19 protein-coding genes are annotated in these 23,284 nt (G+C 43.7%); 16 read left to right on the top strand and 3 right to left on the bottom strand.

What is annotated here, in order from left to right; all coding sequences use genetic code 11:
* The first annotated feature begins 279 nt into the window (after window positions 1–279).
* The 11 genes from DWX43_RS26085 (at window position 280) to DWX43_RS26035 (ending at window position 14,437) form a co-directional block, all read left to right on the top strand.
* A complete protein-coding gene (locus DWX43_RS26085; protein WP_109734006.1) occupies window positions 280–666 on the top strand; it encodes a GrdX family protein in 387 nt (128 codons plus the stop codon).
* A gap of 20 nt (window positions 667–686) precedes the next feature.
* Window positions 687–1,379, top strand: a complete 693-nt coding sequence (locus DWX43_RS26080; protein ID WP_118622902.1) for a TetR/AcrR family transcriptional regulator — start codon at window positions 687–689, stop codon at window positions 1,377–1,379.
* Between the two features lie 352 nt (window positions 1,380–1,731).
* Window positions 1,732–3,018, top strand: a complete 1,287-nt coding sequence (gene grdG, locus DWX43_RS26075) for a sarcosine reductase complex component B subunit alpha (RefSeq protein ID WP_109734004.1) — start codon at window positions 1,732–1,734, stop codon at window positions 3,016–3,018.
* Between the two features lie 23 nt (window positions 3,019–3,041).
* Window positions 3,042–4,352, top strand: a complete 1,311-nt coding sequence (gene grdF / locus DWX43_RS26070; protein ID WP_118622900.1) for a sarcosine reductase complex component B subunit beta — start codon at window positions 3,042–3,044, stop codon at window positions 4,350–4,352.
* A gap of 36 nt (window positions 4,353–4,388) precedes the next feature.
* Window positions 4,389–5,528: a hypothetical protein gene (locus DWX43_RS26065; RefSeq protein WP_118622898.1), complete on the top strand. Its 1,140-nt coding sequence runs from the start codon at window positions 4,389–4,391 to the stop codon at window positions 5,526–5,528.
* A gap of 268 nt (window positions 5,529–5,796) precedes the next feature.
* On the top strand, window positions 5,797–7,065 hold the full coding sequence (locus DWX43_RS26060) for an ABC transporter substrate-binding protein (RefSeq protein ID WP_181368880.1): 1,269 nt from the start codon (window positions 5,797–5,799) through the stop codon (window positions 7,063–7,065).
* A gap of 106 nt (window positions 7,066–7,171) precedes the next feature.
* Window positions 7,172–8,077, top strand: coding sequence for a sugar ABC transporter permease (locus DWX43_RS26055; RefSeq protein WP_118622896.1), 906 nt, complete (start codon window positions 7,172–7,174; stop codon window positions 8,075–8,077).
* 2 nt (window positions 8,078–8,079) lie between these two features.
* Complete coding sequence (locus tag DWX43_RS26050) at window positions 8,080–8,928, top strand: carbohydrate ABC transporter permease (protein ID WP_118622894.1); 849 nt, start codon at window positions 8,080–8,082, stop codon at window positions 8,926–8,928.
* A 26-nt stretch (window positions 8,929–8,954) separates the two neighbouring features.
* On the top strand, window positions 8,955–11,240 hold the full coding sequence (locus DWX43_RS26045) for a beta-L-arabinofuranosidase domain-containing protein (protein WP_118622892.1): 2,286 nt from the start codon (window positions 8,955–8,957) through the stop codon (window positions 11,238–11,240).
* A 19-nt stretch (window positions 11,241–11,259) separates the two neighbouring features.
* Entirely contained in the window at window positions 11,260–12,327 is a 1,068-nt protein-coding gene (locus DWX43_RS26040; protein ID WP_118622890.1) for a LacI family DNA-binding transcriptional regulator, read from the top strand.
* A gap of 70 nt (window positions 12,328–12,397) precedes the next feature.
* Window positions 12,398–14,437, top strand: coding sequence for a TIM-barrel domain-containing protein (locus DWX43_RS26035; protein ID WP_207666104.1), 2,040 nt, complete (start codon window positions 12,398–12,400; stop codon window positions 14,435–14,437).
* 69 nt (window positions 14,438–14,506) lie between these two features.
* Here DWX43_RS26035 and DWX43_RS26030 read toward each other — a convergent pair whose 3' ends face one another.
* Together DWX43_RS26030 and DWX43_RS26025 are read right to left on the bottom strand one after the other, a co-directional pair.
* On the bottom strand, window positions 14,507–15,238 hold the full coding sequence (locus tag DWX43_RS26030; RefSeq protein WP_146203330.1) for a hypothetical protein: 732 nt from the start codon (window positions 15,236–15,238) through the stop codon (window positions 14,507–14,509).
* Complete coding sequence (locus DWX43_RS26025) at window positions 15,219–16,037, bottom strand: ABC transporter ATP-binding protein (RefSeq protein ID WP_243099480.1); 819 nt, start codon at window positions 16,035–16,037, stop codon at window positions 15,219–15,221. The genes DWX43_RS26030 and DWX43_RS26025 overlap by 20 nt, the downstream gene beginning before the upstream one ends.
* A 201-nt stretch (window positions 16,038–16,238) precedes the next feature.
* Between DWX43_RS26025 and DWX43_RS26020 the strand changes: the two genes are divergently transcribed.
* The gene (locus DWX43_RS26020; RefSeq protein WP_109733994.1) at window positions 16,239–16,979 is read left to right on the top strand and encodes a peptidylprolyl isomerase; all 741 of its coding nucleotides are present in this window, start codon (window positions 16,239–16,241) and stop codon (window positions 16,977–16,979) included.
* Window positions 16,980–17,232: 253 nt separating this feature from the next.
* A complete protein-coding gene (locus DWX43_RS26015; RefSeq protein WP_109733993.1) occupies window positions 17,233–18,522 on the top strand; it encodes a class II aldolase/adducin family protein in 1,290 nt (429 codons plus the stop codon).
* On the opposite strand, the gene DWX43_RS26010 is transcribed toward DWX43_RS26015, so the two are convergent.
* Window positions 18,510–18,788, bottom strand: a complete 279-nt coding sequence (locus DWX43_RS26010; RefSeq protein WP_109733992.1) for a GNAT family N-acetyltransferase — start codon at window positions 18,786–18,788, stop codon at window positions 18,510–18,512. The genes DWX43_RS26015 and DWX43_RS26010 overlap by 13 nt on opposite strands.
* Window positions 18,789–19,004: 216 nt before the next feature.
* Between DWX43_RS26010 and DWX43_RS26005 the strand changes: the two genes are divergently transcribed.
* From DWX43_RS26005 to DWX43_RS25995, 3 genes are all read left to right on the top strand, one after another.
* Window positions 19,005–19,892: a fructose bisphosphate aldolase gene (locus tag DWX43_RS26005; protein ID WP_118622888.1), complete on the top strand. Its 888-nt coding sequence runs from the start codon at window positions 19,005–19,007 to the stop codon at window positions 19,890–19,892.
* 144 nt (window positions 19,893–20,036) lie between these two features.
* Window positions 20,037–21,395, top strand: a complete 1,359-nt coding sequence (locus DWX43_RS26000) for an FAD-dependent oxidoreductase (RefSeq protein ID WP_118622886.1) — start codon at window positions 20,037–20,039, stop codon at window positions 21,393–21,395.
* 77 nt (window positions 21,396–21,472) lie between these two features.
* A complete protein-coding gene (locus DWX43_RS25995) occupies window positions 21,473–22,801 on the top strand; it encodes a cytochrome c biogenesis protein CcdA (RefSeq protein WP_118622884.1) in 1,329 nt (442 codons plus the stop codon).
* The last annotated feature ends 483 nt before the right edge of the window (window positions 22,802–23,284 follow it).

Here is a 23,284-nt window from a genome sequence, read left to right as displayed (position 1 = left end):
GAATGAGGGAGACGGTACCAATTAGGTATCGTTTTTTTATGTTTGAATATTTTTTAAATTTAGAATATTCTGAAAACGGAGGGCAAAAGGGTCTGACCCCTTTTCAACCGATATTTTCCTTGCAAATTTTAAACTGCCAACCTATAATAGACATGTTGGGAAAGCGGGGCAGCAAGTCAATCAGATTACTGCCCTTTTCTTTTGCATAGCTTATATTGACTATATTATAGGAAAATGTTTCTAAAAATTTTTACCCCATATGAATAAGGAGGATATACCATGTTTGATTTAAATAAATGTATTCTTGTCACGAATAACGGCAGGGCAGCTAGTCAGTATGAAAGCAGCTTTGGTGAGATTTATCTACTTACTACCTATGAGGAGGTCTTAATAAAGACCCGGGACCTTATTTATTCACACCACAAATTACTGACCCATCCGCAGGCGTCCAGCTTAAAACCAAATCAGACGCCTTACCGGAGTATATTGCTTTACAGTGAAGGAAACAGGGACAATATGGACGATATACAGTTGATTGAGGAAGCAATTGGAGCATTCGAAAAATGGAGTGCAGTCAAAAGGCTTCCCAAATATGATGAGAAAATTCTTTATGACTATCAGACAATTGATTTGTCGATGATTGAGAATGTCATCCCGAAATTATAAATGAGAGGAAACAGATGTTCATGGAAGAAACAGAGGTAAAAAAGCCAGGTTCACCCTATTTTAAATGTTTGAGCCGAAAAGATTATGTAATAAAAGCCAATGAAATTATAGGGAAAGAAGGGGTGGAGGCTATTAGTATACGTCGAATAGCAGCTGAGCTTGGATGTTCTTCAGCCAGTATGTACCGGTATTTTAAGAATTTGGACGAGCTGCTTTTTTATGCCCAGTTAGATGCTCTGACCGACTATATTCTTGATCTTTCAAAGAGAGAAAAGGAGTGGAAGGATATATGGGATATGCATTTTGGAATCTGGCGTTCATATGCATTGGAAGCTTTTAAAAATCCGAAGGCCTTTGAAATTATATTTTACCGCAATATAGACAAAGATTTGGAGGAGGCCCTCAAGGAATATTATGAGATGTTTCCTGAGGCTATTGTATTGGTAAGTCCATTTCTGAAAGAAATGCTGGAGATACCAGGATACTATGAGAGAGATTATCACGTCTGCCAAATGCTTGTAAAGAAAGGTAAGATTACAGCGGAAAATGCGAAAAAGCTGAACCATATGATTTGTACACTTTTCTTAGGATATTTTAAATTTATTCAGGAAAAAGGAATCAGGGATGACGAGATATTGGACATGACAGAGCAGTTTATCGGGGAGTGCAGGGAAATAGCCTCCCTGTATGCAATAGATTTTACATCATGGTAAAACTAGACAAAAATAGTATGACAAAAGTGTAACAATTTCACAAAAATAGCATTTATTAGATAGTTTGTATAGAAATTAACAATAGGTTTATTGATAATCGCGATAACATATGGTATATTGTAACCATAAGTTATCGCGATTACTTTTTAAAAGTATCATTTTTGCACAAACGCGTAGCTTTACAGTTAACCAGGATGCCGTCCGAGTGCTTCAGAGCAGTCATCTCTTTCAGAAAAGTTTTATTTCAGCCGTGGGGATCGGTTAAACATGGAATGAATTATTAAATACGCTTTGGGGGTTAGAGAACTGCGGCACAATGGAGGGCAAATATTAAGAAGTGGAGGTACTTTTTATGAAGCTTGAATTGGGAAAGATCTTTATCAGAGACATCCGGTTCGATGACAAGACTCATGTAAAGGACGGCGTTCTTTATGTGAACAGGGAAGAGGTGGAAAAACTTGTCCTTGCAGATGATAAGCTCGCAGGCTGTCAGGTGGATATTGCGCGCCCGGGAGAGTCGGTAAGAATTACGCCGGTCAAGGATGTCATTGAACCAAGGGTTAAGGTAAGCGGCGGGGAGATATTCCCCGGAGTGATTGGGAAAGTCAGTCCTTCAGTGGGGGGAGGAGTGACCCATGCGCTGGAGGGATGCTGCGTGGTTACTGCAGGAAAGATTGTAGCTTTTCAGGAGGGCGTAATCGACATGAGTGGACCGGCCGCGGATTACTGTCCGTTTTCCAAGACATATAATTTGTGCGTAGTAGTGGAGCCGGCCGACGGATTAGAAACGCATGTATATGAGAAGGCGGCACGGCTGGCCGGACTGAAGGTTGCTGCGTATTTGGGAGAAGCGGGCAGAGATGTAGAGCCGGATGAAATCCAGATATTTGAGACGAAGCCAATCTTCGAGCAGGCAGCGATGTATCCGGACCTTCCGAAGGTAGGTTATGTTCATATGCTGCAGTCTCAGGGACTTCTGCATGATACATATTATTATGGCGTGGATGCAAAGCAGTTTATTCCGACCTATATGTATCCTACGGAAATTATGGACGGCGCGATTGTTTCTGGAAACTGTGTGGCACCTTGTGATAAGGTTACGACATATCACCATCTGCATAATCCGGTCATTGAGGACTGCTATAAACACCATGGCAAAGATATCAACTTTATGGGCGTTATCCTGACGAATGAGAATGTATTTCTTGCAGATAAAGAACGCCATTCCGATATGGTGGCTAAGCTCTGCAGTTTTATGGGGCTGGATGGCGTGCTGATTACAGAGGAAGGTTATGGAAACCCGGACACAGACCTCATGATGAACTGCAGGAAGGTAGAGAATGCAGGAACGAAGGTGGTACTGATAACAGATGAGTTCCCGGGCAAGGACGGAAAGTCACAGTCGCTGGCGGATACATGTAAGGAAGCTGATGCATTGGCATCCTGTGGACAGGGAAATGCGACTTTGAAATTCCCGGCAATGGATAAGGTAATCGGTACACAGGAGTTTATCGAAATGCAGATCGGAGGCTGGGATGGCTGCAAGAATGAAGACGGCAGTTTCGAGGCAGAGCTTCAGATCATCATCGCATCAACGATTGCCAACGGCTTTAATAAGCTGGCAGCAAGAGGCTATTAATCTTAGGTAAAGGAGATAGGAATATGGCTCAATATAAAATTGTTCATTATATTAATCAGTTCTTTGCCGGAATAGGCGGAGAGGAGAAAGCTGACCATATGCCCGAAGTCCGCGAGGGCGCAATAGGGCCGGGCGTGGGGATCGTGGCCGCTCTTGGAAGTGAATTTGAAATAGCAGCTACCGTGATCTGCGGGGATAACTATTTTGGGGAGAATTTAGAGACAGCTACTGATACCATTATAGATATGGTGAAAGAATACGCCCCAGATGTGTTTATAGCAGGGCCTGCATTCAATGCCGGACGTTATGGCGTGGCATGCGGAACAATCTGTAAAGCGGTTGAGGAGCGCCTGCAGATTCCAGTGATTACAGGAATGTATGAAGAGAATCCCGGCGTGGATATGTTCCGCAAGGATCTCATTATTGTAAATACACCAAATTCAGCGGCCGGTATGAGGAAGGTGATCCCGGTAATGACAGGGCTGATTAAAAAAATGGCTCTGGGCGAAGAGATTATGGGACCATCTGAAGAAGGCTACATTGAAAGAGGTATCCGTGTGAATTATTTTGCAGAGAAGAGAGGCTCTGAGCGTGCACTTGAGATGTTGGTGAAAAAGCTCAAGGGCGAGTCTTTTAAGACGGACCTTCCGATGCCTACTTTTGACAGAGTAGAGCCGGCTGCGCCGATTCAGGATATAAAAAAAGCTAAGATTGCGGTGGTTACTTCAGGAGGAATCGTTCCGACAGGCAATCCGGATCACATTGAATCCTCCAATGCTACAAAATGGGGTAAATATGACATTACCGGAATGGATCGCTTGTCACCGGACGATTTTACTTCTATTCATGGCGGGTATGACCGGCAGTTTGCCATTGCAAATCCGAATAACGTAGTTCCGCTGGACGCATTGCGGGAATTGGAGAAGGAAGGCGAGTTCGGAGAACTTGTGAATTACTTCTGTTCGACGACAGGCACGGGGACTGCAACCGCTTCGGCCGCTAAGTTCGGCAGCGAGATTGGACAGATGTTCATTGATGAGCATGTTGACGGAGTAATTCTCGTCTCCACGTGAGGCACCTGTACTCGTTGCGGTGCAACGATGGTGAAAGGAATTGAGAAATATGGCATTCCTGTAGTCCATATGGCAACTGTAGTCCCAATCTCGCTGACAATCGGGGCTAATCGTATCATACCCGGCGTAGGTATCCCTTATCCTCTGGGTGACCCGCCGCAGGGTGAAAAGGACAGCTATAAAATTCGCCTGTCTATGGTGAAGAGGGCACTGAAGGTGCTCCAGACTCCGGTGGACGGACAGACTGTATTTGAAAAATAAAGGCATCTTAAATCGAACCCAAAATAGGAGACGCTTATGAAAGATAAAAGTAAGGCAAATTGGGGAAGGGTTGTGATCTTGGCAGGTGCAATCATCGCATTTACCATTGGATCTGGTTTTGCTACAGGGCAGGAAATTATTCAATATTTTACCGCATATGGATTGAAGGGGATATTGACGGTCCTGCTGTTTGCAGTCTGCTTCATTTACTACAATTATAATTTTGCGAAAGCTGGGGCAGAGGAGCATTTTGAAAGAGGAAATGACGTTTACAAATTTTACTGCGGAAAATATGTAGGAAGCTTCATGGACTATTATTCTACCTTATTCTGCTATATGTCCTTCTTTGTTATGGTGGGCGGGGCCGCATCTACGCTGCGTCAGCAATATGGGCTTCCCAACTGGCTTGGGGGCGTAATACTGGCAGGATTGTCAATCCTTACCGTAGTAGGGGGGCTGAATTCCCTTGTTGATAAGATCGGAATTGTAGGTCCTGCTATTGTAATCCTGTGCATTTCCATCGGACTTATTACACTGTTTCGGGATTCGGGCAATGTAAGTGCAGGTCTGGAAGTGATCAGGACAGGTGCATTTGCTCAGGCGGGCGAAGAGACAATCAAGAATGCGGGGGCTAACTGGGTAATCTCCGGATTATCCTATGCAGGCTTTGTGCTTCTTTGGTTCGCCAGCTTCACAGCGGCATTAGGCGCAAGAAATAAGAAGAAGGATATCGAATATGGGATCTATGGCGGTACAATCGCTGTCTGTGTAGCCATCGTACTTGTAATGCTTGCACAGATTGCTAATATCAACACAGCAGGCCTGGCCAATGAGGGGACCTTTGTGTGGAATGCGGATATACCCAACCTGATACTGGCCGGAAGGATATGGAAACCGCTGGCATCAGTCTTTGCTGTGGTCGTATTCGCCGGAATTTATACATCAGCAGTTCCCCTTCTCTATAATCCTTGTGCGAGGTTTGCAAAGGAAGGAACATCAAAGTTCAAAATTCTCACGGTTATACTCGGCGTTGTGGGACTGCTCGTTGGACTGTATCTCCCATTCCGTGTATTGGTGAATGTGATTTATGTGCTGAACGGATATGTAGGAGCAGTACTTATTCTTTTTATGTTGTGGAAGAATATAAAGGACGTGTTTCTCAAGAAAAAAAGATAAAATATTCTGAAAACGGAGTGCAAAGGGGTCTGACCCCTTTGCATTTTTGTCTCGTTTTATAAGTAAAGTGCACAAAAATGAAAGCAGATTATTGTGAATTTGTCTGAAAATTTGTCTGAAAATGAAATAGTGGTTGACGAATAAATAACTGATGTTATAATAAAATTATAGTTTACTTAACACGTGTAAACTAATTTTTTATCCCGGGTGGTTAACACGTGTTAACTAACGTATCAGGTGGTTAAACTTAAAAATGGAGGAAAACATTATGAAAAAGAGAAGTTTGTGGAAACGCATTTCTGCCTGTGGCCTTGTGGCTGCAATGTGTGTATCTTTATTGGCCGGCTGCGGCGGTTCTTCTGATACGAAGAAGGAAGCGAAGAAGACAAAGGATGGTAAGACTGAGTTAGTTATGTGGACTTTTATGAGTAAAGAGAATTCTTATGGAAAGGCTTTCTATGATGCAGTAGATGCTTTTTCGGATGGATCAGAGGAATATACAGTGAAGATTGAGCAGATTCCGTTTTCACAGCTGGTGAGTAAGATTACGGTTGCTGCGCAGAGTAAGAGTCTACCGGATATTATCCAGGTAGATGGGTGTGACCACGCTTCTTTCTCTGCTATGGGGATTTTTGCAGATCTGACAGAGAAAGTAGATTCCGAGATGAGTGATCTCGAGTTTTATTCAGGTCCGCTGGAGTCATGTAAGTATGAGGATAAATTATACGGACTTCCCCTGAATGCGAATAACCTGGTACTCGTTTATAATGTAGACATGTTAAAGGCAGCCGGGCTCGAGAACCCGCCTTCTACATGGGATGAGCTGAAGGAATATGCAAAGACACTGACGACTGACGGTACATATGGGTTCGCAATCAACGCAATTGATGATGAAGGTTCTACTTACTCCTTTATGCCGTTCTTATATGAGACAGGCGCTGACTGGAATACCCTCGACAAAGGTGCTGCAAAGGCTCTCGGCCTGTATCAGGATCTGGCAGCTGACGGCTCTATGAGTAAGGAAGCTTTCGGCTGGGGACAGAACGACGCTTACGGACAGTTTGTTGCAAAACGAGCTGCAATGTACATTGACGGAAACTGGAGACTGCCTGAATTAGAGAAAGACGCCGATTTTGAATATGCATTTGCCCCAATACCGGCTTATGAAGGAACAAGTGCTACATGTATCGGCGGAGAGAACCTTGCTATTGTAAATAACGATAATTTTGAGGGTTCCTGGGACTGTGTAAAGAGTCTTTTCACAGAAGAGACTATGAATGATTACTGTAAGAAATCCGGTATGATCCCGACTGTAAAGACATTTGCTATGGCTGATGAATACTTCACAGACGATCCGGTTATGAAAGTATTTGTAGAGAATATGGAAGTTGCCAAGACAAGGGGACCATCTCCGATCTGGCCACAGATCTCACAGGTACTTCGTGACATGATCCAGCAGGTGGGCACTGGTGTAAGCGCCGATGATGCTGCTGCGGATGGAATCAAAGCCATGCAGGAATATGTGGATAAGCAGTAAAACTGTGCTTTAATATAAAGGAATGAAATGGCTGAAAGCAGTCACATAATATTTATAGACAGGTGCATCCCAATTGGACGCACCTGTTTTAAAAAGGCGGTGCTTTATGAAAGGAACAAAAAGAAAACACAAGAGATTATCAAATGAAACAGTCGGATATCTGTATGTTCTGCCGGCAGTCGTATTTATTGTTGCATTTGTCGTTTACCCGATTGCATACAACATCCTGATCAGTATGCAGAAATATGACATATCCACATTCCAGAACGGTGTCAGAGAGTTTATCGGGCTTACAAATTATAAAGCAATTTTTTCTGACCAGCTGTTTATCAAATCAGTCAGTAATACATTTGTCTTTACGATTGTTTGTATCATATTCCAGCTGGGCCTCGGATTTCTGCTGGCGCTCTTTTTCCATAAGAAGTTTCCGGGGGCGAATGTGACAAGCGGGCTGACTCTGATAGCCTGGGTAATGCCGATGCTTGTAATTGGTATCATATGGAAATGGCTGTGGGCAAGCGATTCCGGGGCCATTAACTATTTTCTTTCGGCACTGCACCTGATAAAGGAACCTATCCCGTGGCTGAGTAATCCGAAATATGCGATGATAGCAGTGACGGCTACGAATATATGGGTGGGGATTCCGTTTAATATGCTCCTTGTCATTACCGGAATGACAACAATATCCGACGATGTATACGAGGCCGCCACGATTGACGGGGCATCTAAGTTCCAGAGCCTCAGATTCATTACACTTCCGCTGCTGAAGCCGACAATGGTCAGCGCGGTTACGATAGGGTTTATCTATACGTTTAAGGCATATGACCTGATCGTGGGAATGACTCAGGGCGGGCCAAATCATGCGACAGAGATGATTTCCACGCTGATCTATCAGGAGAATTTTACCACCTTTGACTTTGGAAAAGGCAGTGCTATGGCCAATATTTATTTCCTGATTATTTTTGTGGTGGCGATCTTCTACTCTAAACTGGTAATGAAAGAGGAGGCCTAGATATGAGCAAATATCAGACAAAGCAAGTTAAAAAATACGGCTGTACTGTGATAGCTGTCCTGTTTACACTGGTTTATCTGTTTCCTCTTTACTGGATGGTGATCACCTCCTTTAAGACAAAGGAAGAGATATTCAGTGCAGTGCCGACCTTCTGGCCGTCCCATTTCTCTTTTGATGCTTATATCACGCAGTTTACAGTGCACGATGGGATTTCAATGTTCTCATATCTGAAAAACAGTATGATTATAGCAGTCGGTGCAACCCTGATTTCTACAGTGCTTGCAACATTTGCCGCATATGGGCTTGCAAGATATGCAATGAAAAGAAAACAACTGCTGATTCTCATCCTGACGGTGACACAGATGCTGCCTATGGTCATGTTCCTTGCACCGATGCTTCAGACATTTAATAAGTTAGGGATCACAGGATCATATGCTTCAGTTATCCTGTTTGACGCATTGTTTTCCATACCAATGTCTATTATCATACTTCGCCCGTATTTCACTTCCGTCCCGAAGGAACTTGAGGAGGCTGCGATTGTGGATGGATGTAACCGGTTCAACTGTTTCTACAAAGTGATCCTGCCCAATGCCTATCCGGGAATATTTGCCTGTGCATCCTTTGCATTTATGGCAGCATGGGGGGACCTGATGGCTTCCATGACATTCCTGACAGACGGAGATAAGCTTCCGATGACGGTTATGATGTACAAATCTATGGGACGCTATGGGGTAAACTGGAATAGTCTGATGGCTACGGCTACGATGGTAATCATACCGATTATCGTTTTATTCCTGATTATGCGTAAATCACTTGTATCAGGACTAACGAGTGGGTCTGTAAAAGGCTAAATTGAGAAAACTTGGGGGAAAGATTGATGACGAAAACAGCAGAAATGATAATCGAGGAGGATATCAAAAGGGTTTATCTGGGAAACCTTAACACAGTAGAGTTCGATCTGAATCTGCCGGAAAAAGGAGAGAATGGATCGAGAATCACCTGGGAATCCGACAATGAGCTCTTCTTAAGGCCCGACGGAAGTGTAACAAGGCCATATAATGGAATTGGAGACAGAAAAGTGAATCTTCATGCTGTATTTGAATATGACGGGGCAGTCAGGGAAAAGACATATGCGGTACATATTTTGGAGGAACCAAAAAAGGTTACTATTGTGAAGGCGATTCCCTTGAAAAGAAGTGTGAAAAAAGGTGTATTGGCATCTTTACCGGGGGCAGTGGTACTGCTTGCAGATAACGGACATTTTTTTTCGAGGCATGTTACATGGGAAGGAGGAAATGAACAGAAATTTGACTGCTGCGGATTCTTCAGGCTGAATGGCTGCGTGAAGGATGAGGATGTAACTGCGGTGTTGGATATCGAAGTAAAGGAAGTATGTGAAGAAGAAAAGAAAGACACTACCCCGCTTGTGCTGCCGATGGATTCAGGGGAAACAACTCTTTTAGAAGACAGCGTGTTTTACAGGGCAATGAAGACAGCTGTAGTTTATTTCAAGAGTATCAATGATGACCAGATGCTGTATAATTTCCGGAAAGCAGCGGGGATGGATACGTTCGGCGCTTCTGAAATGGACGGATGGGATTCACAGGAATGTCTCCTGAGGGGACATACAACTGGCCATTATATATCAGCACTTTCCCTATGCTTTCGTGAAACAAAGGACCGGAAGATATACGAAAAACTCTGTTATATGGTACAGGAACTTGCAAAGTGTCAGGAAGTATTCTCAAATAAAGAAGGTTTCCATGATGGTTATCTGGGCGGCTATTCGGAAGAACAGTTCGACCTTCTGGAGCAGGGAGAGCGTTATCCGAAGATATGGGCGCCATATTATACACTGCATAAATTACTGGCAGGCATGCTGGATGCCTATTGTTTCGCGGAGATCCAGAAAGCACTGGAGGTGGCCGAAAAAGCCGGAATGTGGGTATATAACCGGTTAAGCCGCCTGACGAAGACAGAATGCGAGAAGATGTGGGATACCTATATTGCAGGTGAATACGGTGGCATGAATGAATCCTTTGCCAGACTGTATGAACTGACAAAGAGGACAGAATATCTTGAGACTGCCCGGATGTTTGATAATGACAGACTATTTGTACCCATGCAGGAAAAGTATGATGTACTGGAAGGGATGCATGCGAACCAGCATATTCCACAGATTGTCGGATGTATGGAGATGTTTTATGCCACGGAAGAGAAGCATTATTATGATGTTGCAGAATTTTTCTGGGAGTCTGTGACAAAATATCATATTTTTGCAAACGGGGGCGCGGGAGATAATGAGATGTTTTTTGAGCCGGACGGTGCACACAGCCATATGACCAGGGAGACATCGGAGTTCTGTGTATCTTATAATCTGCTGAAGCTGACGAAGGAGTTATTTAAGTACTGTCCCGATGTACGTTACATGGACTATTATGAACGAACCATGTTTAACCACATAGCAGCGGGAGGAGACAAGGAACCGACAGGGGAGACCACATACTTTTACCCTCTGGCACCCGGTTCAGAGAAGGACCCGAAATTCGTGAATTCCTGCTGTCATGGCACCGGAATGGAGAGCCAGATGAAATATACGGAATCAATCTATTTTTATACAGAAGATACCTTGTATATTAATCTGTTTTTAAATTCTAAGACATGGTGGGAAGAGAAGGATTTAAAGGTGATCCAGTGTGTGGAGAAAAACCCGGGAGGCATACACCTTCATTTTTCGGGAAGCGGGGAATGCTGCCTGAAGATACGGCGCCCTTACTGGTGTCGGGGGGAATATAGTGTGCAGATAAATAATAGAAACGCTATTGCAAAATGTGGTTCGGACGGATATATTAATATTCAGAGGACGAGGGAAACGGAGGATATCAGGATTGATTTTTCACCAGAACTCCGCATCGAAATGATGAAAGACAGTCATGATACAGCAGTGCTCGCTTATGGACCGTACATATTGGCTGCGCTATCCGAAAAAGAGACATTTCTGGAATTTGATTTAAAAGGGATGGGGCCGGAAATGGGGCTGAGTGCGGAACTGTTGGACGAGGAGAGGCTTGTTTTCAGGACAGGAAAAGAAGAGGGCCTTATCTGGATGCCGCTTTCGCAGATCGGGAAAGAGAAACACCACGTCTACTGGAAAATGAAATAGAGTAAAGCAGGGATAATACATGGCGAATAATGGTAAGAAAAGAATGACACTGAATCAACTGGCAAAAGAACTTCAGGTTTCGAGAACAACGCTGTACAACATTTTGCATGAAAAAGGGGCTTATTCGGAGGAAACGAAGAAGAGAGTATACAAAGCGCTGGAGATTTATAACTTCCGGATGAATAACCATGCCCGTAATCTGGCTATGAACCAGGAGTATAAGATTGCATTCGTGGGGTTCTATTCGACACGTTTCGGATATTTCTTTGATGAGATCCAGGCAGGGATAGAGCGTGCCGTGGAGGCATACGAAGATGACGGCCTCCATATCATTACAAGATATTCAGACCGTGAGGATCCGGGGCAGCAGGTTCAGGATTTGGTGGAGCTGGAAGAAAAGGGAATAGAGAATTATATCATTTTTTGTTACCACTATGAAAGTGTTTCCCCCCAGATTGAACATCTGATCAATACGGGTAAGAACGTCATCCTTTTTTCGAGACGTATTCCGGGACTTCATCCATTCTGTAGTGTTGGATGTAATGATTATTTAAGCGGAAAGCTGATGATGGAGCTTCTGGAAAAGTTTGCACGATCAGGGGACCGTGTCCAGCTGCTTATCAGTGAACATAATCACAGGGATAAACTGGTTGTCGGAGAGAGGCTGAAAGGCTTTTATGATGCACTTAAGAATAGCCGGAAGAACTTCGAACTGTTGGAACCAGCCTGGACTTCACCGGTTCCTGAAGTGGAAAAGAATGAGATACGAAATGTATTAGAGGAGAGAAAACCAGATGTAATTCTGGATTTTGTCTGCAATCTTCAGGAGGCAGCAGAATGTGTGAAGGAGAATGGAAAAGGGGATACGGTTCTTCTCGGTTATGATATTTATCCGGAAGTGGTGCCGTATATTAAGGATTCTACGATAGATGCAGTGATATATCAGGACCTGCCGTCCCAGAGTTTTAAAGCTGTAGAGCTGATGTTCGAATATATCTGCTATAGAAAAAAGGCAGGGGAGGAGGACTATTACCTGCCGCTAAACGTCGTATTTGCAACGAATTGTGAGTATTTTGAAAATCTGTAATATGATGCCGGAATCAAAAGATTATGTAGATAAATAATTCAGATACGGAAGTTCGCAGAAAGGAGGACTTATGAAATGCCGTGTAGAAAAAGGCCGGATTGAATGGTCATGGCGTGGAGAGCATGTGTGTATGGAAGCCTGTGCAGACGAATGCATCAGGGTCAGGGCTTCCTTTAAAAGCCCTGTCGACGAGGAACTAAACTATAATCTGGAACCGGAGAAGGATGTGTTTTCCAGAATCTTTCTGGAGCCCCAGAATCAGACGGCCGGACAGGACCAGATGGTTAAAACCGAACAAGAGGTGGACCGTGCTATTCTGGAATGTGGAAGGATGCAGGCAGTTGCAAATGCATTTGGGCAGATTACCTTCTATTATGACGGGAAGCAGATTCTGAAGGAAGAATGGATTGACGAAACCTGTGATATGCCTCCATACCAGAAGGCAAGGGATTTTCAGGGGGCAGGCGGGAAAAGCAGCAGGATCCGGGCTTATTTTCATGCAAATTCCACAGAGCATCTGTATGGGATGGGGCAGGAGAACAGGGACTGTCTGGACTTAAAAGGATGTACGGTGGACCTGTGCCAGAAAAATACAAAATGTACGATCCCATTTTACATTTCTACACTGGGTTATGGATTCCTTTGGAATAACCCGGCGATCGGAAGGGCTGAATTTGCCAGAAACCGGTTCTTATGGGAGGCACAGATGGCACGCCAGCTGGATTATGTCGTGGTCGGAGGGGGAAGTCCATGCAGAATCATGGAACATTATACGGCTCTGACAGGACGCTGTCCAAAGTATCCTGATTGGATGTTTGGCTTATGGCAGTGTAAACTGAGATACCAGAGTCAGGAAGAAGTACTGGAGATTGCCAGAGAATATAAAAAGAGGCAGATTCCCCTATCTGTGCTTGTAGTGGATTATTTTCACTGGCCGTTCCAGGGGGACTGGAGATTTGACGAGAGATATTTTCCGGAACCGCAGAAGATGCAGGAAGAACTTGAGAAGGACGGGATTCATCTGATGGTGTCGGTCTGGCCGACGGTGGATACGAGGAGTGAAAATTACCGGCAGCTTCAGGAGGAAGGATGCCTAATCACGGCAGAGCACGGGCCGGATGTATTCTTTATGTGCAGGGGAGCCGAGACTTATCTGGATATGACATATCCCCGGGCGGGGGAGCTTTTGTTCCGGGAGTTGAGAGAAAATTATATAAGCAGTGGGATCACCTCCTTCTGGCTGGATGAGGCAGAACCGGAAATATACCCCTATGCATATGAGAATATGCGCCTTGCAAAAGGAAATGGCCTGGAAGTTTCCTGTTATTATCCATATGCTTACAATGAGGGGATAGAAAGCCGGCTATTGGAACAGGGGATCTGGACTGAGGAGGCAGACAGTGAATCAGACGGGACAATTCTGGTGAGAAGCGGCTGGATCGGCTCGCAGCGGTTCCGCTCGGTTATCTGGTCGGGGGATGTGCCGTCTACATTTGAAAGCTTCAGAAGGCAGCTGATGGCAGGGCTTCACATGTCTATGTGTGGAATTGTGCTCTGGACAACTGACATCGGCGGTTTTTATGGAGGCGATGCCGAGGACGAAGAATTCCGGGAACTGATGGTACGCTGGTTCCAGTTCGGGGTATTCTGTCCGATATTGAGAATGCACGGCTACAGGAAACCCTATGAGCTATCGGGCGGAATGGATGACATGTCAGGCCAATGCAACAGTGGCGGGGGAAACGAGTTGTGGAGCTTTGGAGAAGATGTGTATGGGATCATGCTTGATTACCTTTCTGTCAGAGAGCAGCTGATCCCATATATAAAAGAACAGCTGCAGGTGGCCCGTGAGACAGGGACACCGCTGATGCGGCCACTCGTATATGACTTTCCGGAGGATGAAAAAGTGTATGATCTGGGGGATGAGTATATGTTTGGGGATCAGATACTGGCTGCCCCTGTCATGGAATACGGCGCGCGGAGCAGGAAAGTATATTTGCCCGGGGATGGGATCTGGATCAATGGGATTACAGGTGAGAAGATACCTGGGAATACAGAAATAACAGCAGAGGCGCCGTTGGAAAAGATGCCGGTGTTTTATCGGGGATAAATTTGAGAATGGAGTGCAAAGGGGTCTGACCCCTTTGCACTCCATTTTCTGAATATTCTGTATATTTTTCTAGAATTTATTTCTGCGGCATAAGAATGTCTTTATGCTGAACAGAATACATCCGTAAATGATCATATGTATCGTGAACAGGATGGTTTGTCTGAGTTGGAAATACTCTGCATTCCCGTACCATCCGGCGGCATTCATGACTGGAGGAAAAAGCCATGAGATGAATTTGAAAAAGACAGCCTTTTCAGCAAGCGCAGTTTTGACAAGGGTCAGTATTGTAATGAACACGGTCAATAGGATGGCAAGCCGGCGGTCTTTCATGACCCTCGGATGAAAAAGGCTGCCGAGGGAAGCCCCTACACAGATGCATCCGCTTTGGAGCAGAAATGCATTGAAACAGTCGAAAAATGTGAGGTTTCTTGTGAACATGTCACTCCCATTCAGCAGATTCTGAATCACAGGAAAAACGATACATAATATATTTGCTATAAGCCCAATTATCAAAATATAAATACACTTACTAATATAATAGGACATTTCATTTTTAACGCGTAGGAGGAGCAGCTGTTCTGCAGTCGGATCTTCGCCGGATACAGCGGTCAGCCCGATCCATACGGTCAGCAGAAACAGGAACACTCCCGTGATTAGGAAGCTGCTGACGATGGACAGTGGTTTTATTGAGTACATTGTATATAAAAAGATTGCAGTAACAATCAGCGGCATGACAAATCTGCTTCCTTTGAAATAAAGCTGCAGCTGATATTTTACCAGATTATTTAATTTCCTCATCATACATCCCCTTCAGTGTCCAGCCATTTTGTAAAAGTTCCAGCAGTATCCGGTCCTTATTATCTTCATTTACGAGGAGCCTGTAACCGTTTCCGTATTTTGTCATGCCTTCTTTTATAGAATAAGGGGGCATGGATGGAAGCGGGCTGTGTTCCAGAATTAAAGTATAGAGTTTTTCCCTTTTCGGCTGATACAGGATCAGATGCCCGTCCTTGATTGTATATACCTGCTCGGAAACAGCTTCTACAAGTCGCTGCTCGTGACATGACATAAGAACAGTTACACCCTGTGCGCACAGCGCATTTACTTTACTGATAAATACCTTCTGGGATGCTGTATCCTGCCCTGAAAGCGGCTCGTCCAGCAGGAGGACATCAGGTTTCTTTAAAAATGCCTGTATAACGGATATTTTCTGAAGTGTCCCTTTTGACAGGGATTTCATAGAGATATCCAGTAATTCGGAGAGGAAGAAATCATTTCCGAGTTTTTCTATCCGGCGTACAGTCTCGCCCTTCTTCAGGCCGTCCAGTTCCCCCATTCTGGTCAGATAAGTTCTGCCAGTCATCGGAAGCGGCAGGAATTTTTCGGGGACATAATGGAACAAAAGGGGACGGCTGTAAGCGACCTCCCCGGAAGAGGGGGCCACAATGCCGGCGACAAGCTTTAAAAGAGTGCTCTTTCCACAGCCATTATGTCCCATAAAGGCAATCGACTGCCCCTGATGAAACGTGTGGCTGACAGAGTGAATAATTGTTTTACTGTTATATATCTTTGTCAGATTTGTTAGCGTTATAATTTTCAAAAGACGAATTCCTTTCTTTAATAAAAGCTTATGTTTAAGGATACATGATATTTTGAATACTATCAATAAAAAATAAAAAATGTCAGATTAAAATAGTAAGAAAATGTTAGATACCGGTAAGTGAAACAACAGATATTTCTTGCAACTTTTTGAAAAGCAACCTATAATAAACATACTATGATAAAAAAGGAGAACATACATATGAGTCAGGAAGTTTTAGCAGTAGTTGCAGGGGAAGCAGTTACACAGGAGGAATTTGATGCATTCCTGCACACTGTACCGAGAGACCGTCAGGCTTACATTTCCAATCCGCAGTTCAGACAACAATGTCTTGAGCAGCTGATTGCATTACGTTCATTTGCTGCAATGGGAAAGGATATGAAGCTGGATGAGACAGAAGAATTTGAAAAGATTCTGGTAAATGCAAAGAGAGATATCCTTGCACAGATGGCAATGGCAGAAGTCATGAAAGATATCGATGTTACAGATGAGGAAGCAAAGGCTTATTACGAGGCAAATCCGCAGCAGTTTTCAAGAAGTGCCACCATCAGTGCCAAACATATTTTAACGGAGACAGAAGAGAAAAGTAGTTCTATTCTGGAATCCATTACGAATGGAGAAAAGACATTTGAGGATGCGGCAAAAGAATTTTCAACCTGTCCTTCAGGAGCAAAAGGTGGAGATTTGGGAGAGTTCAGCCAGGGCCAGATGGTAAAGGAGTTTGAGGATGCAGCATTTGCAGCAGAGATCGGACATGTAGTAGGACCGGTACAGACTCAGTTCGGATATCATCTGATCAAGGTAGAGGGCAAAAAAGAAGCATCTAATATGCCATTTGAAGATGTGCTTGATAATATCAAGATGACACTTCTCCAACAGAAGCAGAATGCAGCTTACACAGAGAAGGCAAAAGAATTAAGAGCAAAATATGTACAGGAATAAAGCCCGGATAAGAGTACATATATCATGTGGATTTTTAATTTAAGAATATTCTGAAAACGGAGCGCAAAGGGGTCAGACCCCTTTGCGCTCCGTTGTTGTAATTAGATACACAATAGCCTGGAAAAACTTAAAAATAAAAAAACAAATAAAAACCACATAAAATCATTGACAAAACCACACAAAACAACTATTATATAAATGTAATCAAACAAAAAACCAATATTAGAGCACCGCAAAGGAGGCACAGAAACATATGAATATAAATTTACTCCACCCTGCAGATCAGCTTGTCATGATGATGAACCGTATTTATCATTATGGTATGACAACTACATCAGGCGGGAATCTTTCAATTTTAGATGATAATGGTGATGTGTGGATCACACCGGGAAGTGTTGACAAAGGAAACCTGACACGCAGTGATATGGTTTGTATTAAAAAGGATGGTACGATTATCGGAAACCACAAGCCGTCCAGCGAATACCCGTTTCACCTCCAGATTTATAAGACAAGGAATGATATTAAGTCCGTACTTCACGCTCATCCACCGGCACTGGTAGCGTTCAGTATTGTGAGAAAGATTCCGAACACGTTGCTGAGCCCGAACTCATTTGTCGGATGTGGGAAGATTGCAATGGCAGAATACGGCCTGCCGGGCAGCCAGGATCTGGGAGATAAGATTGCAAAAGAATTTGCAAAAGGGTGTGATATTGCAGTATTGGAGAATCACGGAGTTGTAGTCGGGAGCGACAGCTTGTTCCACGCATTTAAGGCATTTGAGAATTTGGACTTCTGCGCACGGCTTCAGATTAATGCGGCTATTATCGGTACACCGGAGTATTTGAAGGAAGAGGAAATCCAGCTGAAGTATACAAAGAATCATTTGAATATGGACGAATATGTACGCAATATAATTACAAGTGCCGAGAAAGCGGCCCGCAGGGATATGTGCAGCATTATTCACCGTGCGTATGACCAGGGACTTGTAAATTCAACCCAGGGTTCCTTTTCGGTGAGACTGGATGAAGAGCGGTTTCTGATTTCACCATATAATGTGGATAGAAAGTATGTAGATGTAGAAGATATTGTCTGCATCAAGAGAGATATGAAAGAGGCCGGAAAGATACCGAGCCGGTCCATCAAGATTCACGACGAAATCTATAAGCAGCACCCGGAGATTAACTCTGTCATCATAGCACATCCCCCATATATTATGGCCTATGCGGTGACAGAAGAAGAACTGGATTCCAAGTCAATCCCCGAGAGCTATATACTGATGCGGGATATCCCGAAGGCCGGATATTCAGAATTCTATCAGGACCCGGAAAAGTCAGCTCAGATATTTAGCCGGAGTACACCTATTGTCATGGTAAAAAATGATTGTATCGCTGTAACAGGCGATAGTCTGCTCAATGCATTTGACAGACTGGAAGTTGCAGAGTACAGTGCAAAGGCACTCGTATTCTCAAAAAATCTTGGGGAGATGGTACCTATCAGCGAAGGGCAGATTGAAGAAATAAAGGAAGCCTTTCATTTGAAATAGATAAGGTCGTCATACTCAGGATGCTTTTCAAACCATTTTATGGCATAGGAACATGTCAGCACTGCCTTTTTGCCGCTTTCCTTAAGTTCCTTTACGAGTTCTTCCATTAGTTTGCCGGCGACTCCCTGTCCCCGCAGGGCGTCGTCAACAAAGGTGTGGTTGACATTTACGGTGTTCTCATCAATATCCGGAAATGTCACTTCTGCGACTACAAGATAATCCGGTGTGTATACTGCGATTTGATTGTTGTTGTGTATGAATTCCAAAATACTGCCTCCTTAAATGTTTGAATGTTGTTATATGATTATATTTCTGAATCCATAGTAGCCGACTTGGAAGAATATTTCAAGTTTATAAACAGAAAGAAAAATATAATTATCAGAAATATACAATTTTTAGTGAGAATTGTGAGAAAAAGTGCTACAATGAAGAAAAGTAAACGTGTTTCAGATGGGGGCTTCGGCAGATAGGAGGTATGTTGAATGAACGAAGTACAGCTGAAAAGGATGCGTGAAGGAAATGGATTTATTGCGGCGCTTGACCAGAGCGGAGGGAGTACACCAAAAGCTTTAAGATTATATGGAATTGACGAGTCGCAGTATCACAATGATGATGAGATGTTCGAATTAGTACATAAGATGCGGACAAGAATTATTACAAGCAAAGCCTTTACATCTGAACACATACTTGCAGCCATTTTATTTGAAAATACAATGGACAGAAAGATGGAAGGAAAGTATACAGCGGATTATCTTCTGGAGGAAAAGGGGATTTTACCGATTTTGAAAGTTGATAAGGGTCTGGCACCTGAGGAGGAGGGGGTACAGATCATGAAACCGATTCCGGATCTTGACCACCTTCTGGACCGGGCGAATGAACGGCATATCTTCGGGACGAAGATGCGTTCCGTGATTAAACTGGCAAATGAGGAAGGGATCCGCGAGGTTGTTGACCAACAGTTTGGTCTTGGCATGCAGATAGCCAAAAAGGGACTTGTTCCTATTCTGGAGCCGGAAGTGGATATCCATAGCCCGGAGAAGGAGAAGGCGGAGAAGATTCTGAAGCGGGAGCTGCTCCGGCATCTGGATAAAGTCCCGGGTGATGTGCGTCTGATGTTCAAACTTACACTTCCTACGAAGAACGGATATTATTCAGAACTTCTGGAGGAGCTAAAGGTAGTGAGAGTAGTTGCCCTTTCAGGAGGATATACAAGGGCAGAAGCAAATGCACTGCTTTCCAGAAATCCAGGAGTCGTGGCGAGTTTTTCAAGGGCCCTGACGCAGGGACTGGGCTGCAGCCAGACGCAGGAAGAATTTGACAACATGCTTGCGGAGTCGATCCGGGAGATATATGATGCTTCAATGGCTTAATAGAAAATGATTTTAACAGCCTGATCAGAAAAAAATCTGATTAGGCTGTTTTTTATAGAAAAACTATTGACAATCTTAACTGTATCTGATATTGTTACAGTATAAACTGAAACAATAAAAAATACAGATATACAGGAGGCGGCTATGAACACGAAATATAATGATGTTGTGATTGGTTTTGGAAAAGGCGGAAAGACAATTGCGGGAGCACTTGGAAGTTCAGGCAGAAAGGTGGCCCTGATTGAAAAATCGGATAAAATGTACGGCGGCACATGCATCAATGTCGGATGTATTCCGACAAAATCCCTGGTACACAGTGCGAAGAAGGCCGTATCCGGATGCGTAAGCGATAAGGCGGCCTATAAAGAGGCAATCGCCAGAAAGACAAGACTTGTTGAAACTTTAAGAGGTAAAAATTATCAGAAGCTGGATATGAACCCAAATGTCACTGTAATTAACGGAACGGCAGGTTTCCTTTCCACTAATGAAGTGGAAGTAACGACTGCAGAAGGCACATTGACTGTCGAGGCTGAAAGATTTTTCATCAACACAGGTTCATCCCCTTTTATTCCTCCGATTAAGGGGATCGATGGGAACCCATATGTATATATCAGCGAAACATTGCTGGATCTGGATGTGCTGCCTGAAAGATTGGTTATTATAGGCGGAGGGTATATCGGAGTTGAATTTTCTTCCATATATGCTGACTTTGGAGTAAAAGTAACGATATTGCAGGACGGTCCTGTATTTTTGCCGAGGGAAGATGCAGAGATTGCAGAAGCTGTAAGAAAGAATCTGGAAAAAAGAGGTGTTCAGGTCCTGACTGAAGTGAAGGTACAAGAGCTTACTGAAAATAAGGGATATGCAGAAGTTATAATAGAAACAAAAGAAGGTATGAAAATACTGCCAGCCGATGCCGTTCTTGTGGCAACAGGGCGCAGGCCGAATACAAAAGGGCTGAATCTGGAAGCTGCAGGGGTTCAGGTGAATGAAAGGGGCGGTATTATAACAGATAATTCAAGAATGACAACCGCACCAAACATTTTTGCAATGGGGGATGTTGTGGGAGGACTGCAGTTCACATATATTTCTCTTGATGATTACAGGATCGTGGCATCAAAAGTCCTTGGTGATGGAAGTTATACCCTTGACAAGAGAGGGGCAGTGCCATACAGTGTATTTCTCAATCCTCCTTTCTCAAGAGTAGGAATGAGCGAAAAAGAAGCCGTGGCAGCAGGCTTCCATGTGAAAATAGCAAAGCTTCCGGCGGCAGCAATTCCAAAGGCACAGGTTCTGGAACAGCCGGAAGGCCTTCTGAAAGCCGTAATTGATGCTGATACAGGGAAAATACTCGGGGCTCACCTTTTCTGTGAGGAATCACATGAAATGATCAATCTGGTAAAGCTTGCAATGGATGCAGGCATTGAGTATACTATGCTGAAGAACATGATTTTTACCCACCCAACGATGGGAGAGGCGCTGAATGATCTGTTCAATATATAATCAAAATAATTTTCGGCATCATTAGATCCCGGATATTATGCTGCTAAACAAACTACTAAAAACAGGGAGAATATAATATGGGATTTTCATTAGATATAAGCGTACCGGTACTTACGGTATTTGTCCAAGGGTTACTCAGTTTCTTTTCGCCATGCGTACTGCCGCTGATACCTCTTTACATAGGATATCTTTCAGGCGGAACAAGAACCGTGGGAGAAGACGGGAAAGTATACTTCAGCCGTAAAAAGGTAATGATAAACACATTATTTTTTGTGATCGGTGTCAGCTTTACGTTTTTCCTTTTGGGATTCGGGGCATCCGTGCTCGGTAATTTTTTCAAGGGAAGCCAGACGATGTTTGCCAGAGTGGGTGGAATCCTGATTATATTATTTGGGCTGTACCAACTGGGGGTTTTTGGCAAGTCAAAAGCATTGAGCCAGGAGCACAGGCTGCCATTTAATCTGAATACACTGGCAATGTCTCCGTGGACTGCACTGGTTATGGGATTTACATTCAGTTTTGCATGGACCCCGTGTGTCGGTCCGGCCCTCTCAAGCGTCCTGCTGATGTCAGCATCGGCAAGTACAAAGGTGTGGGGATTTGTATTGATCGGAGTATATACACTGGGATTTGTACTTCCTTTCTTAGCGGTAGGAATCTTCAGTACTACACTTTTAGATTTATTCAAGAAGCATGGAAACGCTGTGAAATATACGGTAAAGGTCGGTGGCGTGCTCATGATTTTAATGGGAGCCATGATGTTTACGGGAAAAATGAATGCAGTCACAGGTTACCTTTCTGATGTCCAGTCAGCACAGCAGGAGAGCAATGAAGGAAAGAAAGATGCGGTGAAAGCAGAAGAAAAGTCTGATCAGGAATCAAAAGAACAGCCAGAAGAAAAAACTGATAAAAATACTGCAGATACGAATGACAAAGGCAGTCAGTCAGAGAATCCCAGCCTTGCAGATGCGATTGACTTCGAGTTGAAAGACCAGTATGGAAATGTGCATACATTGGCCGACTACAAAGGAAAGACAATCTTCCTGAACTTCTGGGCAACCTGGTGTCCGCCGTGCCGCGCAGAGATGCCTGATATTCAAAAGCTGTATGAATCCTACCAGCAGGAAGAAGATCCTGAGGTCATCATACTCGGGGTTGCGGGTCCTAATTATGGTCAGGAAAAATCTGAAGAGGAAGTAAAGCAATTTCTGGACGACAATGGATACACCTACCCGGTACTAATGGATGAAGGTGGAGACCTGTTTGATAAATACGGAATACATTCATTTCCGACAACCTTCATGATCACAAAAGAAGGAAAGGTGTTCGGATACGTGAGCGGGCAGCTCAGCGAAGAAATAATGAAAAATATCATAGCCCAGACAATCTCGGGGAAACGAAATTAAATCATTGGGGTGCAAAGGGGTCAGACCCTTTTGCACTCCATTTTCAGAATATTCTTAAATTAGGGATAACGGCTATAATTGGAAGAATATGGTTTTTGAATTGATGCTATTATACATAGTGGTGTTTATTTATCATCTATATCTTAAAAGAAAAATATAAAATTTCAGTAGAACGTTGAAACATTCCGGTCAGTGCGCCTTTACTGTCGAGAAACATGTAGACGGCTGGAGGCCCACAATAATCCAGAGTCCCAAATTATGTTACGACATTTGCCGTAAATTGGAATTTATTGTTGACAAGCATAGAATGGTGTGGTAATCTGGGTAAGCTGTCGCTTTGAAATATAGTATTGCATCAGCAAAAACCTTGATAAATTCATTTTGAAATAATAAAATGAAAAAAGTTATTGACAGACCAAGAGTGATGTGATAATATGTTAAAGCTGTCGCTTGAGGGACTGGTAAAAACCGGAACCGATGACG

The organism is Clostridium sp. AF19-22AC (assembly GCF_003479085.1).
GTDB lineage: Bacteria > Bacillota > Clostridia > Lachnospirales > Lachnospiraceae > Faecalicatena_A > Faecalicatena_A orotica.
The sequence above is the reverse complement of the archived record's forward strand: the minus strand, read 5'-3'. Positions and strand labels throughout refer to the sequence as shown.

What these genes read in the sequence shown, in the direction of transcription:
- DWX43_RS26040 (WP_118622890.1), top strand. Translation starts at nt 11,260, where the DNA reads ATGGCGAATAATGGTAAGAAAAGAATGACACTGAATCAACTGGCAAAA.
- DWX43_RS26080 (WP_118622902.1), top strand. Translation starts at nt 687, where the DNA reads ATGGAAGAAACAGAGGTAAAAAAGCCAGGTTCACCCTATTTTAAATGT.
- DWX43_RS26005 (WP_118622888.1), top strand. Translation starts at nt 19,005, where the DNA reads ATGAACGAAGTACAGCTGAAAAGGATGCGTGAAGGAAATGGATTTATT.
- DWX43_RS26000 (WP_118622886.1), top strand. Translation starts at nt 20,037, where the DNA reads ATGAACACGAAATATAATGATGTTGTGATTGGTTTTGGAAAAGGCGGA.
- DWX43_RS25995 (WP_118622884.1), top strand. Translation starts at nt 21,473, where the DNA reads ATGGGATTTTCATTAGATATAAGCGTACCGGTACTTACGGTATTTGTC.
- DWX43_RS26085 (WP_109734006.1), top strand. Translation starts at nt 280, where the DNA reads ATGTTTGATTTAAATAAATGTATTCTTGTCACGAATAACGGCAGGGCA.
- DWX43_RS26035 (WP_207666104.1), top strand. Translation starts at nt 12,398, where the DNA reads ATGAAATGCCGTGTAGAAAAAGGCCGGATTGAATGGTCATGGCGTGGA.
- DWX43_RS26055 (WP_118622896.1), top strand. Translation starts at nt 7,172, where the DNA reads ATGAAAGGAACAAAAAGAAAACACAAGAGATTATCAAATGAAACAGTC.
- DWX43_RS26020 (WP_109733994.1), top strand. Translation starts at nt 16,239, where the DNA reads ATGAGTCAGGAAGTTTTAGCAGTAGTTGCAGGGGAAGCAGTTACACAG.
- DWX43_RS26060 (WP_181368880.1), top strand. Translation starts at nt 5,797, where the DNA reads ATGAAAAAGAGAAGTTTGTGGAAACGCATTTCTGCCTGTGGCCTTGTG.
- DWX43_RS26030 (WP_146203330.1), bottom strand. Translation starts at nt 15,238, where the DNA reads ATGATGAGGAAATTAAATAATCTGGTAAAATATCAGCTGCAGCTTTAT.
- DWX43_RS26050 (WP_118622894.1), top strand. Translation starts at nt 8,080, where the DNA reads ATGAGCAAATATCAGACAAAGCAAGTTAAAAAATACGGCTGTACTGTG.
- DWX43_RS26015 (WP_109733993.1), top strand. Translation starts at nt 17,233, where the DNA reads ATGAATATAAATTTACTCCACCCTGCAGATCAGCTTGTCATGATGATG.
- grdG (WP_109734004.1), top strand. Translation starts at nt 1,732, where the DNA reads ATGAAGCTTGAATTGGGAAAGATCTTTATCAGAGACATCCGGTTCGAT.
- DWX43_RS26065 (WP_118622898.1), top strand. Translation starts at nt 4,389, where the DNA reads ATGAAAGATAAAAGTAAGGCAAATTGGGGAAGGGTTGTGATCTTGGCA.
- DWX43_RS26045 (WP_118622892.1), top strand. Translation starts at nt 8,955, where the DNA reads ATGACGAAAACAGCAGAAATGATAATCGAGGAGGATATCAAAAGGGTT.